Here is an 18,329-nt window from a genome sequence, read left to right on the forward strand (position 1 = left end):
ATGACAAAATGCTTGGTAACAGGTGGAGCAGGCTTTATAGGTTCTCACATTATCGAGAACTTACTGAATCTTGGACATGAGGTTGTCTGTCTTGACAACTTTGATGCGTATTACTCTCCACAGTTAAAGGGGAAAAATATAGAGCCTTTCATGAAAAATGCCCATTTCAAACTCGTTGAAGGCGATATCCGTGATAAGGCCCTCTTAAACCAGACCCTCGATGGGGTCGAATATGTTTTTCACGAAGCTGCCCAGGCCGGGGTCAGGATCTCTGTTGAAGCCCCTATGAAACCTCACGAAATTAACGCTACGGGCACATTAAACCTACTCGAATCCGTGCTTGATTCGGACGTCCGAAAAGTTATAAATGCTTCTTCTTCTTCTGTTTATGGTAGAGTAGAATATCTCCCCTTTGACGAGGATCATCCTAACCAGCCCGTTTCCCCTTACGGCGTTTCCAAGCTCCTCGCAGAACACTACTGCAGGGTCTTCGAAGAACTCTACGGATTGAAAAGCGTGTCCTTACGCTATTTTACAGTCTACGGCCCGAGGATGAGGCCGGACCTCGCGATCAACATCTTTACGAAAGCTGCCTTGAAAAACGAACCCATTACCATTTTCGGAGACGGGGAGAAAACAAGGGACTTTACCTACGTAGATGATATTGTAAGGGCAAACCTGATCTGCATGGAAAAAGGAAGTGGGGTCTATAATATCGGCGCCGGAAACTCGATCAGCATCAATGACCTTGCCAGAAAGATCATCGAGATCAATGAAAGCAAGTCGGAGATTGTTTATTCAGACTCGGTAAAAGGAGACGCCGAGCACACTCTCGCAAGTTCGGAAAAAGCCCTTAAAGAACTTGCCTGGAATCCTGAAATAACAGTTGAAGAGGGCCTTGAGAGGTATGCAAAATGGATGTCGAACTTTCAGTCGTAATCCCCGCTTATAATGAAGAGGAAAGTGTAGTTCCCTGCTACCGGGAAATAAAGGAAGCCCTTGACCCTCTTGGCAAAAGTTATGAGATCATATTTGTAGACGACGGCTCGACAGATTCAACATTTAAGAAACTTCAGGATCTCAGCAAAACCGACAGCCGATTAAGAGTCCTCAAATTAAGGAAAAATTTCGGACAGAGCGCTGCCCTGAGAGCCGGCTTCGACCATGCCGAAGGCAGGTACATCATAACCCTGGATGCAGACCTCCAGAATGACCCTAAAGACATCCCTGCCCTCCTCCAGAAGCTGGAATCCGAAGACTTTGATGTGGTCTGCGGCTGGCGTTATTCCCGAAAAGATACTTTTTCAAAAAAAATCCACTCAAAGTTCGCCAACTGCCTCCGTAAAAAACTGACCAGTGAAAAGATCCACGACTCCGGCTGCACCCTCCGCATCTACAAAAAAGAATGCGTAAAAGATCTGGAACTTTACGGGGAACTTCACCGCTATATCCCTGCAATGCTCGGCTGGAAAGGATACAAAATAGGCGAAATCAAGAGCAACCACCGGGAAAGGCAGTATGGTACAACCAAATACAACTGGAAACGGCTGGTAAGGGGTTTTTTAGACCTGCTAGTAGTTACCTTCTGGGAAAGGTATTCAGTCAGGCCAATGCATGTATTTGGCGGCGCAGGTCTGTTTTTTGGATTTACGGGTTTTGTGATATCCATGTACCTTGGAATTATGAGGCTTGTTTATGGCATGGGATTAAGTGACAGGCCCCTTTTCCTTGTAGGAATTCTTTTGATCATTGTCGGGGTGCAATTTCTTGCAACCGGTGTCCTTGCGGATATTTTGCTTAAGATTTATTACGGTCAGAATGGAAGGAAGAACTACTTGATTTAAGATTGTATGTTCCTGAAAAGTGTAGGAAATTTCAGATCATAAAAAGGGGTATAAGTGGTATAATGAAGATACTGATGCTGAATTATGAGTATCCTCCACTGGGAGGGGGTGGGGGGAATGCAACTAAAGCACTTGCTGAAGAATTAGTAGCATCAGGTCATTCTGTTGATGTCGTGACTATGGGATTTAAGGGTTTAAAAAAGGTCGAAGTAATAAATGGTGTAAACATTTACAGGCTTTCCTGTGTGCGGGAAAAAAAAGAGGCATGTAAATCATATGAAATGTTATCATACTGCATTTCTGCAAATAGATTTTTGCAAAAATTACTTCGGGAAAATGTATATGACATTAACCACACTCATTTTATTATCCCCACAGGGATTGTGTCTTATTTAAACAGAAAAAATATCCCATATATTATCACATCTCACGGAAGTGATGTGCCAGGCCATAATCCCGATAAGTTTTCTTTCGAACACAAATTGGTAAAACCTTTATGGAACAGGATTATCAATAGTTCGCGTAAAATAATAACGCCTTCAGAATACCTGAAAGATCTAATTATTAAAAATGCCAGTACGGATAATATAGAGGTTATTAGTAACGGGTTTAATTCATTTGAATTAAGTCCAAAGAAAAAAGAGAAAAAGATTTTGTTAGTTGGGCGTCTTGTTGAATTCAAGGGGTTTCAATATTTTTTAGAGGCAATAAAGGATATTGAGATTGATTATGAGGTTAATATTGTTGGAGATGGTCCATATAAAGAAGCACTAATGGAGAAAGCCAAGGGCATTAGGGCAAAAATAAATTTTGTAGGGTGGCTGGATAATAAATCATCTCAATTTAAAGACTTGTTTGAAAATTCGTCTATATTCGTACACCCTTCTTCTGCTGAAAGTTTTGGAATGGTCTTGCTCGAAGCTATGTCTTCGGGGTGTGCTATTATTACTACCAATTCTTCTGCATGCTCGGAAGTTGTAGGTGACGCAGCATTACTGGTTGAGCCTGAAAGTCCTGCAGAGATACGGGATGCTCTTCTAAAACTAATCAATGATGAAAAACTCCTGAACCGGATGAGTGCTGAAGCCAGGGAAAGAGTTAAACAAAATTTCTCTTGGGAAGGCATCGCAAGGCAGTACGTGAGCATTTATACGGATGTAATCAAATGAAGGAAAAAGGATTCGATTATAATAAAATTGCTGTAGTGTTCCCCAAGGATTCATCCGCGATTTTTGATGCCAATTCAAAAGAAACTTTCGGGGGAGCAACCGTTCAGATGTTTTTGATAGCTAATGAACTTAACAAGTATAAAGATATTGATGTAACGTCCTTGACGGTTGATTTTGGTCGAAAAGATGGTGAATTTGTCAACGGGTTAAAAATATGTAATACTTTCAGTAAAGAGGACAACATTGGTGTAAAGATCTTCAAATTTCACAAAGCGATACAAAAAACTAAACCTGATGTGATCATTCAACACGGTTTGACGCTATTTTCCTGTTTGCTTCCACTATATTGTAAATTATTCAACATCAAATTTGTATATATGTTTGCGCATGATGTAGAAGTTGATGGCTACTATCAGACAAGCCGTGAGAGAGCATATATCTTAAAGTTACTGGTTAATTATTCAGATATTATCATTACTCAAAATAAATATCAGTATGACAAAATCTTAGCTAAGTACAATATAAAAACTAATATTCTATACAATGGATTTCCAATTGTTACATCATTTAACGTTAAAAAAGAACATATATTATGGGTTGGGCGATGTGATAAATGGAAATGTCCTGAAAAATTTATTAAGCTTGCTTCTTTAAATAAATATTATAAGTTTGTAATGGTTTGCAATGAGTCTACTGGAAATGAAGCGTATCATTCTCACATTAAAGAGTTAGCAAGTGCTGTTTCCAACCTTGAGTTTTTATCTCATTTATCTGAAAATGAAATGGCAATCATTTATCAAAAATCCTTATTGTTAATTAATACCTCTGATGATGAAGGTTTTCCACAGGTATTTATTCAAACTGCAATGAATAAAGTACCTATCATATCCTTAAATGTAAATCCGGATAATTTCATCACAAAATATGAATGCGGTGTTGCTTGTGATGGAGATGAAACGTTCATGAGTGATTCGATTCAAAATTTGTTAAATAACTCTCAAAAATACACTCAACTATCATCAAATGCTTATAATTATGCAAAAGAAAACCATGATATAGTGAGGAATGTTGAAAAACTTTGCAAACTAATGTTTGTGGGTGGAAAATGACAGATAAAATATTACACATTATTCAAACGGGAATGGGCGGTGAAAGACAACAACAAAACCATATTAAAGAAATATTGGATACGAGATATCAAAATATTACGGTTTCATTCCGTAAGACTCATCAGAGGGGAATTATTTCACTAAATTTTCCTGTTTATTTAGACGAAGAGTTCATATTCACTAGTGGTATATTTCAGTTATTGAAGTTGTCTAAAAATTCAGATATTATTATTTATCATAATTTGTTTAACTATTCTTCTTTAATATCGTATCTCTTGCTAAGGTTTTTTAACCGAAATACATGTAGTATTGTTGTGTTTCATAACAATATAGAAGGCCCTGGAAGTAAATTGAGGAACATCTACTATAAAACGAGGAAAACTTCAATAATAAATTTTGCATCGCTACTTAGTGATAAACTCGTATTTCTTACAAATGCTCAAAATAAAGGCTACAAAAAACTCTGTTTCTTCTCAAAAATATTTGATGATCGAAGTATAGTTATTAATAATTCCATAGATGAAAAATGTATTTCAAAAGATAGAATGAAAAATTTGCGTACAATTGATGTTCTTTTTGTTGGTAGACTATCTTATTTTAAAGGATTTCAGGATCTAATAACTTTAATTGAATTATTTAACAATAATCCTCTTATTGAATTTGGTATTGTAGGGAATGGTTCTTTAGCAAAGAATATCCCAAATTATAACAATATCAAATATTTTGGCAATGTGGATCACAATATTATATATGACATCTACGATAATTACAATATTCTGATCTTACCTTCTTATACAGAAGTATTCCCTTTAGTAATTTTAGAAGCAATGGCTAGAGGATTAGTTATTCTAGTTTCTGATCTCCCGGGTATGCGAGAAATTATAAAAGAGGGTAGAAATGGGTATTTGTTTCCTTCAGGAGATGTTGAAAAAATGAAAGAGCTAATATTTTATTTAATGAATAATCCTGAAGAAATGGAACAAATGTCTAAAAACAACCTAAGAGATATTTGGAAATTTACAAATGAAAAACAAGCTTTAAAATATTTAAATCTCTGTGAAGAAGCGTTAAAAAAATAAAAGATATCTCAAAAATATTGAGAAAGGTTTAACACAGGTTTTGTTATCATGCTTAATTTATTTTTATCAACATATTTCTCTCACAAAGAGACAATCCATAACTTTACATGGAGATTTTTACAAATACTCGGGAAGCAGGGAATTACATTCTTTATATTCATCTTATGTGCAAAACTCCTTACACCCTATGATTTTGGTATTTATAATTACACTTTAGCTATTATTTATTTCTTAATTATTTTTGGGGATTTTGGCATCTCAACTGCAACATCAAAATATGTTGCAGAATATAATGCAACAGATAAAAATAAATTAAAATTAGTCTTGTTTAATTCTTTGATACTTACAATTAGCTTAGGTGCTGTTGTAACTTTATTGACTTTATTATTTGGAAGTTATATCCTTGATGATAAATATATTTATATCATATATGTTTTGCCCATGTTATTTTTAGCACCAATTAGTTCTCTATATGATGGAATCTTCAGAGGTTTAAAAAGATTTAAAGAATTAGCAATAATATCTTTATCTATTGGTTTGCTTTCTATTATCTTTGTATATCTATTGGTTGAGAATTATGGTTTAATTGGAGCTTTAATTTCACAGAGCTTATTTTATCTGTTTTTGGTACTTTCATTATTTTTTGTATATGGGAATTTATGTTTTCAGATTGATAGGCAGCTGATGAGAACTGTTTTTAATTATTCTTTAATTATTGGAATTTCTAGCATTGCTTACTATTTGTATTCAAGAGTCGACATTATTGTTCTAGGTCACTATGGATATGTTAAGGAAATTGGGTATTATGAACTGATAAACAAAGGGTTTGAATTGATGTTTTTACCTTTTGCTTTACTAGCACAGGTACTTGCACCAAATATAACAACCTATTTTTCAAAAAAGGAGTATTCAAAGGTCAGAACAAAATTTAATTTTTTCACGAAATTAATTATTCCTTTAGCAATTCTGATGGCGATATTGTTTTATTTCACATTTCCTCAAATAATTAAATTATTTTTTGCAGAATATTACGTTGAAGAAATGTTAATAGCAATATTCATATTGAGCTTTTTAATCCCAACTAAGATTTGGGGTGTATTTCAAACTCAAAGTTTTATTGTTGCAACTGGATTTGCCAAGATAATTACAGTGACTACATTGTTGGGTGGTATTTTAAATGTTATTCTAGACGTTACATCCATTCACCTGATCGGTTTCACAGGGGTGTTCTGGGTTACATTGATGATACATTCGTTTAACATAATTTTTCAGACAATTTACTATAAACACAAAATAGGACAGATATGATGAAAGATGTGAAAAAATTTATTTTTAATTTGTACAACAATAACGGTTCTTTCAGTTATTCTCCTGCTAATAGAATAAGTAATCTTTATTCTACTTGTTTTGGAGTTATGTGTTTGGATCTAATTAATGAATTAGATCATTTTCAAGACACTGATAAAGTAGCAAACTATATTCTGAGTTATCAAGATGGGGAAACTGGTTACTTTATAGATAAAACTGCAGTTCCTGAAGATGATGCCACACATAATAACGAATATATTTATTTGCAACTAACAGATTTTGCACAACTTGCTCTTTCAGCCCTAAATAAAGAAGATCAACATGAATATTTTTTTCTAAACAAATATAAAGATGTGAAATATTTAGAAAGTTGGTTTTATGGCTTAAATTGGACAAACCCCTGGCTTGTTAGTAATTTAGTAATGTTTGTTTTAAATTGTTTAATTTATGAAGATGAAACTAAAAATAAAATATATAGTGATCATATTATATATTTACTAAATAAAACTCAGAATCCAAAAAATGGATATTGGAATCTTGGAAACAAAGTAACACTTCATAATCAAATGGCTGGAGCTTATCATTTCATTTTCTTTTACACATATTTAGACATCGAACCAAATTATATCGAAAAAATAATTGATTCAACTTTGGCAATACAAAATTATGATGGGCTATTCAATTATGAGGGAGGGGGAGGAAGCTGTGATGATTTAGATGCAATTGATTTGCTTTGTAGAGCTACATTATATTCGGATCACAATATCAGCCAAGTAAAAAAATCATTACAAGTTGCATATCAATCACTGTTGAGTAATCAAAATAAAAATGGCGGTTTTTGTTGGGCTAAACGAAATAATTTGAGCTTAAATGATTTTATTTACCTAATAAATTTTAAAATGCTTCGTAATAAACATGATCTTATATTCAATGGAATCTCGAAAACAAAAAAAATATTACGTAATATCACAAGGAATGAGACTTATTGGAAATATTCGGGTTTAGAAAACATGAAGTTAAAGACTAGTGATAGTGACCTGTTTTCAACGTGGTTCAGACTTACAAGTATAGCTTTTATTGAAACAACTTTTCCTGATATAAGAGATAGATCAAAATACCAGTCTTTTAACTGGAATCTTAGAAAAAAATGTGGATTGGGGTTCTATAAACAATGAACAACTTGAAAATTTCAATAATTATGTCCGTATATAACGGTGAAAATTATTTGGATGAATCAATCCAGAGCATTTTAACTCAAACTTTTAGAGATTTTGAATTTATAATCATCAACGATTGTTCAACTGATAATTCATTACATATTATTGAAGAATATTTGGAAAAAGATGATAGAATTTTTTTAATAAATAACAAGGTCAATTTAGGATTGACTAAATCCTTAAATCTAGGAATAAAAAGAGCTAAAGGAAAATATATCGCAAGAATTGATGCAGATGATATTGCCCTACTGGAAAGGCTTAAAATTCAATATGATTATCTAGAAAAAAACAGAGATGTTTTTTTGGTTGGTTCGGGTGCATATTATGTTGATGAAAATGGAAAAATAATCACTACAAGTAAACCTTTGACTAAAACTATGGATATTGAAAAGAAGCTTTCCATTCTGAATTGTTTACACCATCCGACAATAATGTTTAGGCATGAAGGATTTATGTATAGGGAAAAATTTGTTTATGCACAAGATTATGATTTTTATTTAAGGCTATTATCCAGTAAGAAAAATATGTCAAACATATCCGAACCTCTTATTAACTACAGAATAAATCCAAATGCAATTTCCTGGTCTAAGCAATCAAAGCAAAAGTATTTCGCTTTGAAAGCAAAAGAATTTTATCATCAAAGGCTGAAATATGGGAAAGACGAATATGATAAATTTGATCCGAATAAGATTCTATTAATAGATGTAGAAAATTCAACAGATGAGTTTGTATTGAAGTCAGAAATTGAGGCAAAGTTCAAAATAAGTAAGTTTCAAGACGTCAGAACGCTTTGTAAGAAGTATTTTAAGAACTATGGATTTTTTAATAAAATAGCAATTTACTATTTGTTATCTTTTGCAGGAAAACGATTTTTTGATTCAATTAGGAAAGTCTTGTTCAGTTAACCAGCAAATGAAAATATTCTATATGGACCTAATTTTTGCTCTAAGATGAATTTATTTTGTATATTACATTCTTTAATTAATTGGTTTCTTCTTTCGATGTCTCCAGAAGAATGATAATCAGGATTTAACCGTGATAAAATAATATCTCTTCTTCCATATGATACTGAACCTAGGTTTTCATCTGTAAATATATTCACATACCTCTCGTACCTAGGTGTATTTCTTGTCGTGATAACACATGAAATATTATACTTTTTCATTGACTCAGAAAAACCAATTGTTTTAATAGATTCGCTTATTTCATCTTGTATTAAATTAGATTCATCAATTCTTGGTCTGCCTGTTAGAATAGTTAATGTTAATATGTAAGAATCATCTATATAGATCTCATTTTCGTTCGTGTTTTCTAGCAAATATTGTGCAACTTGCATTAATGAATACTGATCTATTTCTTCGTTTAATCTGTTAACGTTGGCATTGTATGAAGTGGGGTAAACCAATAAACTAAATACCAATATTATGCTAATGAAAAAAAATTTGTTATCGTAAAATCTGGATACTCTATAAATCATGGACCCTATACTTATACAAAATACAATTATAATTATATTTGTATAATAGTTATGGAAGAAAATTACCTTTGAAGCCAAAATCCAATAAAAAAATGAACCCACGAGAAAAGTTATCAATGCGATTTTTTGTTTACTAAAACCAGAATATAAAGAAAAGATAAATCCTACCAAACCGAGGTAGAAAACATTTTCAGTCATGTATTCTTTAAATTGTTTATTAAGCATATAGGCATACATATCCCAATTAAAAATCAATTTGGGATCTGTTAAAAATTCATGGAATAGTCTGTAAGCTTGAGTAACGCATAAAAAAGTTATTCCAATGGAAATCCCTGAAATAATAGCCCCAACAAAAAGAAGTTTGTTCTGTGTAGCTTTAGAAATTATGTTGTCTATGTTATTTTCCTTTTTAATTATTGTAGTATATACACACGATATTATGACTATCCATATTATAAATGAAATAGTTGAAAGTAACGCATCTGTAGGCAAATATTTCAATGAAGTTTTAAATGCAATAGCAGGCAAAACCCCCATAAGTCCAAAAATGCCCACACTTTTTACGAATGTGCACATGTCTGTTTTTTTATTGAGAATTAAGAGCATCGTAAAGATTGGTGCTTCCCATAAAATAATTGAATATTTAGTAGCCACGCCAATTCCAAAAAATAATCCTGCAAAAAATAAATGTTTAATTCGTTCTTCTTCAATATATTTTGAAGCATAATTTAATGAAATAAATGTTAATAATAATAATAAACTATCGGCAACGGTAACGAAAGTAGTAAAACTTATTATTGGATTTATCGCCATTAAAAATATAATAATCAGTGATTCCTCTTTAGAAAACCAGTTCTTAAAAAAAACATAGGCAGAAATAAGGATTAGTATTCCAATAAAGTGAGTGAATAATCTAGTATTCACCTCAAGAGAATTAAAAGGCATTAAAGTATAAGTTGCTGCAAGTCCCCACTCAAGTAGAGGTAATTGACTAAAAGTATTAAAAATACCCAGGGGATTATTTACTGGATCTGCTTGATAGCTCTTACGATACAGAAAAGGATTGTGATTTTCATACATGTATTTTGCAGGTTCTACATATGCATTATACTTCATAGTATGTTCACCTGTAAAAGAAACATCAAAATAAGGGGCTTTAATTGCAGTGAACAAAAATAATATTGCTATGAAAATAAGAGTGTAAACCCCGCCTTCTCTATACATCCACCTGACAGAACTATATGGTAACCTTACAATCCATATGAATGGAGCAATTAACAATCGAAATAACGAAGCAGAACGATTCCCTTTCTTCCAATATTCTGAGATGCCATAATCCAAATTTAGCTTTGCTGAAAAAGGAAACTTCCTATCAAATTCTTGTTCTCTTTTTGCCTCTGCCTTTTTTTCGTTTTCTTTTTCCATGTATATTTTATTTTCAATTATTTCAATATCATTTCTGTATAGGTATAAGGTAAAGAAGCCAAAAAGAATTGTGGCAAAAACCAAGTAACTTTCAAATGTATTCATGTTGACCGCATTACCATTTTCTTTGTATAACTTGTAATATAATTGAAAGTAGTGTTAATGACAACATCTGCATAAGTGATTAACAGTAGGAAAATAGTCTCAAATCTTAGCCCAAAGGCAATATTGTTTTCGGGGATCAAATAATCTAATACTCCTTGAAGCAAGATATAAACTTTATCAATTGACATTTCGTATTTCAAATAATGGTATATAATAAATATTACTGTTTTCTTGATACTTAGAAACAATTTATTTAGTTTTGCTCCATAACTTTACAGCCCTTGATGTTAAAAAATTATCTTTGGTAGTGCCCTTATTTTGTAAAGAACGTGAATTCTGATTTTACCCAAATACCCATAGATTACGATGGTGATTTTTTTACAATGGAGCAGTAAATGCAGACCAAAAGAATAATAGAGGTTGACTATCTTCGGGCCTTTGCGATACTTGCAGTAATTAGCATTCATACTTTAGATTATTTTAGATATATTCCCGAGGTTAACGCTCTGGTCATTACAGATCTGATCTTTTAGGTATTTGTAAGGTTTGCAGTTCCTTTATTCATATTTGTATCGGGTTTGTCCTGGCTTTGAAGTATGGAGCCAACCTCTCAAAGAAAACTTTTTTTGTAAATAGGACCAAGGTAGTTATACCTCCATATGTTATATTTTCTGCGATTTATCTCATTGTTCCCCGGTATTTGTTCAACGGGCAGTTGAAATTTCCTTCAGGGGGAGAATTTCTCATAAACCTTTTTTCAGGAAACAGTTACGTGCACCTGTGGTATATTACCCTGATTCTTCAGTTTTATGTCCTGTACCCAGCTATAATAAGTATATACCAGAAGTTTGCCGAAAAAAGGGGTCCTCTGATACTTCTGGTTTTATGTGCGCTTTTTCAGGATATCTGGATAGTTATGGCTTCTCTTTTCAGCCAATACTCATTGAAGGTCAATTTTAAAATTAATTTTAAAAGTTTATGGTGCATTTCAAATTCTTAAAAAGAATGGAAGGGATTTCCAATCAGGAAAATCATCAGAAAAGCTGTAACATAATTGGGAGTGAAACATCGGGTGAAGTTTTATTTTGTTGCCGTTAAATTTGATCGGTGAATCAGTCAATTAAACAACAAAAACAGAAACTCTTCCCTAAATTATTTTAAGTAATAGGCGAATATTACCACGAGCCATGAAAAACAAGAGAGATCCCCTAATACTCATTCCTCTTTCTATCTTCCTGATTCTTGCTTTGATCAGGTTCATCCATCCTCTCAACTTCTGGGTCGATGAAATGTTCCATGTCTTTGCAGCTGAAAGTATGATTAAAACCGGGCAGCCGATGCTCCCATCAGGGCTTCCCTACGGACGTTCCCTGCCCACTACGTTACTTGTTGCTGCTTCTTTCAAATTGTTCGGGATTTCAGAGCTTACGGGCAGGTTGCCTTTTCTGGTGATTGGTGTTTTTTCGATAGTAGCCACATACTATCTGGTAAAGAACGCTTTCGACCGGAATACGGCACTTCTAACTGTTTTTCTATTGTCTCTCTCTTCGTGGCAGCTTCACTGGGCTTTGAATGCCCGGATGTATATCCTTTTGCAGTTTTTTTACGTCTTGTTCCTGCTTTTGGGATATGGTTTTTTCAGGGAGTTTGATTTAAAGCTTTCAAATAGTACTTATAACAAAAAGAAAATGGCACTTTTGTTTGTGGCTTCGGTTCTTGTTGTGTTCCTGAGTTCATACATTCATCAGTTTTATCAGCTCTTTATCGCTACATGGCTTGCTTACTTTATTTATTTGGTTTTCGGGAAGTTTGTATCTGGAAAAAAACTGTTTGAAAAAGGGAATCATCTGATCCGGTTTATTTTCCTGTTTTCCGTGCTTTTGATATTTATTCCGGCAGTGTTCCCAAAAATTCCTTTTGTTCCTGCCTTTGCTCCTATAGGCATGCAATTTGGCACAGGCTTCTATGTTCTGCTACTTGCCAGGTATTTCACGGTGCTCTCAGTGTTTGCTTTTTTTTCCGTTCTGGGACCAGGACAGGGAGCAGGGAACAGAGAAAATCAGGGGGCTTTACTTGTTTTGGGTTTTTTTGTTCCTTTTATTCTGCTTACACTCTTCCTTGATGCAAAAAATTCAAGGTACCTGTTCTTCACGTTTCCTCTGTTCATTGCTCTAGCCTCGAACGGAATTCTTGAAGCGTGGGAATACATTAAAACTGTCAGGCACAAAAGGGCTGCAAAATATTTTCTGGTTTTCATGATCACGGTTCTTCTGGTACGGACGGGAGCAGGGCTCTACAGGGTTGCATGTGATGATTACCAGCCGATTCCTTTCGAAGACCCCCATCCCCACTGGCAGTATGCTTCGGAATACGTGCAAAAAAATGCAAATGAAGGAGATGTAGTGCTCAGCACGATGCCCATATGCACTTTGTATTACCTGGGGCAGACCGATTACTGGCTCAGGCAAAACGAATATTATTCTTTCGAGGATTCCGAAGGGGTGTTGAGGGACCGGTACACAGGGGCAGTTATTCTCAAAGATTATCCTGCGTTCAGGAAGGAGATTGAAGGGAAAAACGGGTGGGTGATCGGGGACCAGAAACTTGACTCATATTTCACTGACCCGGAGGTTCTTTCATATGTCTATGAAAATATGACCTTTGTTCCGGAAGGTTCGGACGATACGATCAAAGTTTACAGGTTCGAAAAGAAAGCAGAGCAGGAAAAACAATGACAGACGATATCGAACAGAGAAATATTGCAGGTACAAGATATTCATTTATAGGAAGGACAATCTCCTCTGCCACCCTTTTCCTGCTTTCGATAATCGTGGCCAGGTATCTTGGAGCGGAAGCTTTTGGAGAGCTTTCCCTGGCACTGACAATCATAGCATTTGCAGCAGTCATAAGCGATGCCGGAATCAACAGGTCCGTTCAAAAGCATATCTCCCAGTACCTCGGAGAAGATCGAGCGTCCATACAGCGGGCTTACAAGAGCATATTATCAATAAAGGCACTTTCAGGTTTAGCCGGCTTAATCATTCTTTACGCAGGCGCTCCGGTCTTTTCAGAGGTCTTTCATACCGAGACCCTGGGACCTGTCATGAAAATAGGAGCTTTGCTGCTTGCAGCCATCATTTTCCTGGAATTCAACCAGACAGTGCTTCAGGGGTATGAGTGCTTTAAGAAGATCTGCCTTGCAAACGTGCTGGAAGCTGGTTTAAAGCTGATATTTACGGTTGTAATCATTTATATGGGGCTGGACGTAGCTGGCATTATAGCCGGTTATGCCGCCTCAACCCTGGCGGTTTCCATAATCCTGACCATCGTTGTATATTTTGGGGTTGTTAAACCGGGAAATATTAACCGGCCCCATAGAAACCTTACCGGAGAAATCATTAGATATAGCCCTCCAATTCTGTTCTCAACGATTTTCTTTATAATGTATACGAGATTTGACATCCTTGCCCTTGGATATTTCGGAGAAACTACTGACGTAGGACATTACAGTCTTGCAGTGGGTTTAATCGATAACCTGTTAATCCCCGTGGCAGCCATTGAAACCGCAGTTATGCCAATTGCGGCTTCCCTTTACGGTAAAAAAGAGAGCAGAACAAATTTAAGCAGGCTTTTTAACCAAACCCTTACAAACGGTTTCTTTTTTATGATGCCGGTAATTTTCGGCCTGCTGGTGGTGGCACGCAGTTTTGTTACAGAGGTATACGGCCCGGAGTTTATGGATTCAGGCCTGATACTGATGGCACTAACCCCTTTCATACTTACAAAGACTCTTGCAGTTTTAAACGGCGCATATCTTATAGGGGCAAACAAAGCGAAAACGTTTATGAACTATACCTTTGGAGCAATGCTTCTAAACCTCTTTTTACTGGGGACCCTTGTCCCTGTTTTCGGAGTTTACGGGGCAGCGTTAGCCAGGATAATTTCCCACGCGGTTCTTACATTTTCAATGCTATTCTATATAATCAGGGCTTTCCGGATCCGGATCGAAGGGGAGTCAGTTATAAAAGACCTCAAAATAGTTGCTTCATCAGTGGTCATGGCAGTTCTCTGTCATATCATAATGATTGTTTCCGGGGGAGGCATACCAGGCCTTGTGCTAACAATCGGATCCGGAGTGCTTATTTACGTTGTGCTGCTGGACCTCACGAAAACAATATCTTTTAATGACCTGTTAAAAATAGCTCATGGTGATCTGAGTCTTAAACAGGACGTCAAATGACCCCTGCCTGCAAAGTTAAATTTTTAATGCAAAGGTATCCCGGAGCAGGGATTTGAATTGTCCCAGTGTGTTTTCGACCGTAAATCTTCGGGAATGGATTCTGGCTTTTTCTGAGTATTCCCTATATGCCTCATCGTTCTCCAGCAGATTGATAGCTTTTACCCATTGCTCAGGGTCCTTAAAATTATCAATCAATATCCCTCCCTCCCCCACTGCCTCCGGAAGTCCTCCGATTTTGCTTGCAATCGAAGGAATCCCGCAAAAGGCAGCTTCCACGCAGACTCTCCCGAAAGGTTCCGGCCACAGGGAGGGAACGAGCAGGATTTTTGTCTTTGAATAGAAGGTTTCGGGATCGACTGCCCAGGGCATGTATGTGATATTGGGAAAAACTGAAAAATCGATTGATTCGGGATTGTGCCCCACAACCAGGAATTTTTTATCAGGGAGTATTTTTGCAATTTCCAAAAAGGTCCCGATTCCCTTATGCTTTGAGGCGCTGACCAATGTGATGTATTCAGGATGCTGCGCTCTAACACTGATCTCCCTGACGAAAGGATAGATTACCCGGGATTCCACACCAAGCCAATCTTTAACAACCGAAGCCATATACTGACTATTTGAAATAATAAGTGATGCTCTGGGGATCCATTTTTTTTCGTACCGGAAAACGGCGTCTACAAAATACCTGTAAGGGTTTAGAAAAGAATAGCCATAGCAAACCGAACATCTCCTGCTGCAGTTGCTGTCGGGGTTTGCGCAGAGACAGATATGTTCGTAGTTTCGCATGAAAACTATGGAAGGTATCTTTTTTTCATAAGCGGTTTTTATTGTAGGGGCTGCAAAGTCCTGCTGGGTGATGACGAGGTCAGGGGAAAAGTTCTTGATTTTCCGGCTTAAGGAGCCTTCAAGCTGTTTAAAAACGAAGTATTTGTTGAACATGTGAGTATTTGTTTCAAAAAGGCGGACGGAGGATGAGGGAAAAGGTACTGTATGCGGGTTTTTTACGTGCTTTCCGACTGTAAATATCTCATTATTTTTACTGAGCCCGGATATAAGTGTTTCAAAAGAAAGTTCTCCTCCTCCCAGAGGGATAAGGAGATTTTCTTCTGATGCAAAAATTTTCATTCATTTGGCTCCTCATCCGGATCATCAAGATTAAGAAAGACCGCTTTGCTAAGTCCGTAGACCACCAGGGTCGCGAGGGCTGCCACAGGAATCATGATGATTCCAAGCCTGCTGAACATGACAAGCATAATCCCACCCACAAATACAGACATGGTTACGTTGAATTCCTTTGCGCTTTCAATGCTTAAAAGCAAGAGGAACATCATTAAACCCACACCAGCAAGCATCGCCAGGATCAGGTAGGTTACTACCCCCATATCCGCAACATAAGAGGTAATCATTGCAACCAGTGACCTGTAAATTATGTATGAAAGCATCAGCACAAAAATGCCTGCAATGATCTCCCTGGGAACATTTAGTGAAGTGTTGCTTTTGCCATTTCCTATATCTTCCTTCTTTATATAATTTGAAAATAAGGGGGAGCTTTTTCTTTTAAGCTTAAATTCAATCCCGTTATCCATTTCAGAAATGCCAATAGGGGAGCTCCTGATTAATGCCTGGAGCCTCTTTTTCATTTTGTGCGTTATTGCCTTTCTTCTGAGAATCATCAGAATAAAAAGTACAAAACCGAACACCGAGATCCCGATTATGCTTGAAAAGAGCCCGTAGGCAAGTTCGGTCATGTATATGATCTTAAAGTCTTTTTGTGAAGTTTCAAGCTGGATGATCTTGAAATTACCTTCCGAATAAATATTTTCTCTTTCAAAAAATACAGGACCGTTAAGATAAAGGACCCTTTCCGCATTTTCAATACTTATGGTTATGTTCTTTTTCCCGTTTTCAGACACGTAAGGGTTCGAAAATTCAAGTGTGAATAAACCGTGCCCTCCCGGCTTTTGACTCATGAAGAGTGCATGTAGTTCATTCTCATCTTTATCGGCCAGAAATCGGATATTTTCTTCAGAAACATTGACTACATTTGCTTCTGAGGCATAGGATATGATTTCATTTCCGTTTTTGTATAGTTCAAAAGAATTTCCGAGATCGGTGACAAAGATTTCTCCTTCCCCATACCAGTATCGATTTACGTCCCCGATATCTGCCTGATAATAATTGATGCTGATGTCTTCAGAAGCTGAAGCCACTGAAATCATCATGGATGAAAGAATCAAAGCGCAAATCACGACAGAGTATTTCTTCATTTACGGACGACCTCGATAGGTATTTTATATATATAGGGTTCGCTGAATTCATTGTAGCGGACTTTAAGCGCGATTTTAGTTTTGATGTACCAGTATTCACTGCTTAAATTCTGGCACGGGAAGTTAAGATCGAGAATTTCATCCGGGCCTATTGTGAAGTTACTTTCAACGGGTACCACGACGTCTTTAAGAACTTCCGGTATCTCCACAGATACGTATGCGGCGCTTTTATTGTTTTTGTTTTCCAGGGATAATCCCACAAAACTTATTTTCCCATCTTTAAGCGGAATGTGAAGTTCGGAAGGGTTATATGACAATCCCTGTATCCCGTCCTCATCTTCACATTCAATGTAATTCAGGATAAAATACAAAAGCTCTTTATTTTCATTGAATCTGTAGTTCGTAAGAAAATCCTTGTTCCCCAGAGCAATTACCTTTCCTTGCTGGAAATTTTTTGCCATAAGTATTGTATGTTCTTCCCCATAGCTCACTTCAGAGAACAGGTCTCTAGAAACCTCGGAAATTCCCTTTAATCTGAGAGGATTTTCATCAAATTTTTTCTGGTAGCCTGTATTAACTTCCCATTCATCCAGGGGAATGGAATAGCTTAAATTTATAGATTTGTTACTGGAGATGTTAACGTGCGTATCCAAAAGATATTCCCGTTTGAAATAGATGTCATATGGATCAAGAATCAGATTGGAATTGAATACGGAGTCAGGAGAATCACATATTACGATCAAATTTCCGCCATTTTCAACAAAATTCATTAAGTCTAAAGTTTCGATATTGCCAAGACTTCTTCCAGGGTTAATAATTACAACAATATCAGATTCATGCAAACGCGATTCTGCTAAATAACCAAAGTTAGAATTACTCATGAAGTTGTCATTCACAACATATCCTAAACTTTCAAGATCTTCTGCAAGTTCACTGAAACCGGCAGGTCCTCTGTTTTGAAGCCCGAAAAAACCTTCCGTTGAAAGATCAAAGAATATATGATTTTCTCCTCCACCTGCTATTACCGGAGACGGGATCAATAACATGATTAAAATAAGAATTACGGACCTCTTTGCTGTATTCATAAAA

General features: G+C 35.9%; 16 protein-coding genes. 11 read left to right on the forward strand and 5 right to left on the reverse strand.

Annotated elements, in window-relative coordinates; translation table 11 throughout:
• The 8 genes from ACSAZK_RS05280 (at nucleotide 1) to ACSAZK_RS05315 (ending at nucleotide 8,631) form a co-directional block, all read left to right on the forward strand.
• A complete protein-coding gene (locus ACSAZK_RS05280) occupies nucleotides 1–939 on the forward strand; it encodes an SDR family oxidoreductase (protein ID WP_440956342.1) in 939 nt (312 codons plus the stop codon).
• Nucleotides 915–1,844: a glycosyltransferase family 2 protein gene (locus ACSAZK_RS05285; RefSeq protein WP_440956343.1), complete on the forward strand. Its 930-nt coding sequence runs from the start codon at nucleotides 915–917 to the stop codon at nucleotides 1,842–1,844. Before ACSAZK_RS05280 ends, ACSAZK_RS05285 begins: the two co-directional genes overlap by 25 nt.
• Before the next feature lie 62 nt (nucleotides 1,845–1,906).
• On the forward strand, nucleotides 1,907–3,013 hold the full coding sequence (locus tag ACSAZK_RS05290; RefSeq protein WP_440956344.1) for a glycosyltransferase family 4 protein: 1,107 nt from the start codon (nucleotides 1,907–1,909) through the stop codon (nucleotides 3,011–3,013).
• On the forward strand, nucleotides 3,010–4,122 hold the full coding sequence (locus ACSAZK_RS05295) for a glycosyltransferase family 4 protein (RefSeq protein WP_440956345.1): 1,113 nt from the start codon (nucleotides 3,010–3,012) through the stop codon (nucleotides 4,120–4,122). Before ACSAZK_RS05290 ends, ACSAZK_RS05295 begins: the two co-directional genes overlap by 4 nt.
• On the forward strand, nucleotides 4,119–5,201 hold the full coding sequence (locus ACSAZK_RS05300; RefSeq protein WP_440956346.1) for a glycosyltransferase family 4 protein: 1,083 nt from the start codon (nucleotides 4,119–4,121) through the stop codon (nucleotides 5,199–5,201). Before ACSAZK_RS05295 ends, ACSAZK_RS05300 begins: the two co-directional genes overlap by 4 nt.
• Before the next feature lie 48 nt (nucleotides 5,202–5,249).
• Complete coding sequence (locus tag ACSAZK_RS05305) at nucleotides 5,250–6,509, forward strand: oligosaccharide flippase family protein (RefSeq protein ID WP_440956347.1); 1,260 nt, start codon at nucleotides 5,250–5,252, stop codon at nucleotides 6,507–6,509.
• Nucleotides 6,506–7,684 (forward strand): prenyltransferase/squalene oxidase repeat-containing protein, encoded by a 1,179-nt coding sequence (locus ACSAZK_RS05310; protein ID WP_440956348.1) that lies wholly within the window; start codon nucleotides 6,506–6,508, stop codon nucleotides 7,682–7,684. The genes ACSAZK_RS05305 and ACSAZK_RS05310 overlap by 4 nt, the downstream gene beginning before the upstream one ends.
• A 5-nt stretch (nucleotides 7,685–7,689) precedes the next feature.
• On the forward strand, nucleotides 7,690–8,631 hold the full coding sequence (locus tag ACSAZK_RS05315; RefSeq protein WP_440956349.1) for a glycosyltransferase family 2 protein: 942 nt from the start codon (nucleotides 7,690–7,692) through the stop codon (nucleotides 8,629–8,631).
• Here the strand turns inward: ACSAZK_RS05315 and ACSAZK_RS05320 are convergent.
• Nucleotides 8,628–10,733: a glycosyltransferase family 39 protein gene (locus ACSAZK_RS05320; protein WP_440956350.1), complete on the reverse strand. Its 2,106-nt coding sequence runs from the start codon at nucleotides 10,731–10,733 to the stop codon at nucleotides 8,628–8,630. The two genes, ACSAZK_RS05315 and ACSAZK_RS05320, sit on opposite strands and share 4 nt — an antisense overlap.
• A gap of 583 nt (nucleotides 10,734–11,316) precedes the next feature.
• Here ACSAZK_RS05320 and ACSAZK_RS05325 point away from each other — a divergent pair.
• Nucleotides 11,317–11,733, forward strand: coding sequence for an acyltransferase family protein (locus ACSAZK_RS05325; protein WP_440957110.1), 417 nt, complete (start codon nucleotides 11,317–11,319; stop codon nucleotides 11,731–11,733).
• A 1,059-nt stretch (nucleotides 11,734–12,792) separates the two neighbouring features.
• Here the strand turns inward: ACSAZK_RS05325 and ACSAZK_RS05330 are convergent.
• Complete coding sequence (locus ACSAZK_RS05330; RefSeq protein ID WP_440956351.1) at nucleotides 12,793–12,990, reverse strand: hypothetical protein; 198 nt, start codon at nucleotides 12,988–12,990, stop codon at nucleotides 12,793–12,795.
• On the opposite strand from ACSAZK_RS05330, the gene ACSAZK_RS05335 reads away from it, so the two are divergent.
• A complete protein-coding gene (locus tag ACSAZK_RS05335) occupies nucleotides 12,989–13,468 on the forward strand; it encodes a hypothetical protein (RefSeq protein WP_440956352.1) in 480 nt (159 codons plus the stop codon). The two genes, ACSAZK_RS05330 and ACSAZK_RS05335, sit on opposite strands and share 2 nt — an antisense overlap.
• Nucleotides 13,465–14,973 (forward strand): flippase, encoded by a 1,509-nt coding sequence (locus ACSAZK_RS05340; protein ID WP_440956353.1) that lies wholly within the window; start codon nucleotides 13,465–13,467, stop codon nucleotides 14,971–14,973. Before ACSAZK_RS05335 ends, ACSAZK_RS05340 begins: the two co-directional genes overlap by 4 nt.
• 15 nt (nucleotides 14,974–14,988) lie before the next feature.
• On the opposite strand, the gene ACSAZK_RS05345 is transcribed toward ACSAZK_RS05340, so the two are convergent.
• Genes ACSAZK_RS05345 through ACSAZK_RS05355 form a run of 3 tightly spaced genes read right to left on the reverse strand, consistent with a single transcriptional unit; the run spans nucleotide 14,989 to nucleotide 18,325 of the window.
• The gene (locus ACSAZK_RS05345; RefSeq protein ID WP_440956354.1) at nucleotides 14,989–16,098 is read right to left on the reverse strand and encodes a glycosyltransferase; all 1,110 of its coding nucleotides are present in this window, start codon (nucleotides 16,096–16,098) and stop codon (nucleotides 14,989–14,991) included.
• Nucleotides 16,095–17,240 carry a hypothetical protein gene (locus ACSAZK_RS05350; protein WP_440956355.1) on the reverse strand — a complete coding sequence of 382 codons (1,146 nt, stop codon included), beginning with the start codon at nucleotides 17,238–17,240 and terminating at the stop codon, nucleotides 16,095–16,097. Before ACSAZK_RS05350 ends, ACSAZK_RS05345 begins: the two co-directional genes overlap by 4 nt.
• A complete protein-coding gene (locus ACSAZK_RS05355; RefSeq protein WP_440956356.1) occupies nucleotides 17,237–18,325 on the reverse strand; it encodes a DUF4350 domain-containing protein in 1,089 nt (362 codons plus the stop codon). The genes ACSAZK_RS05350 and ACSAZK_RS05355 overlap by 4 nt, the downstream gene beginning before the upstream one ends.
• Between the last annotated feature and the right edge of the window lie 4 nt (nucleotides 18,326–18,329).

The organism is Methanosarcina sediminis (assembly GCF_052056915.1).
In the GTDB taxonomy this organism is placed as follows: Archaea; Halobacteriota; Methanosarcinia; order Methanosarcinales; family Methanosarcinaceae; genus MTP4.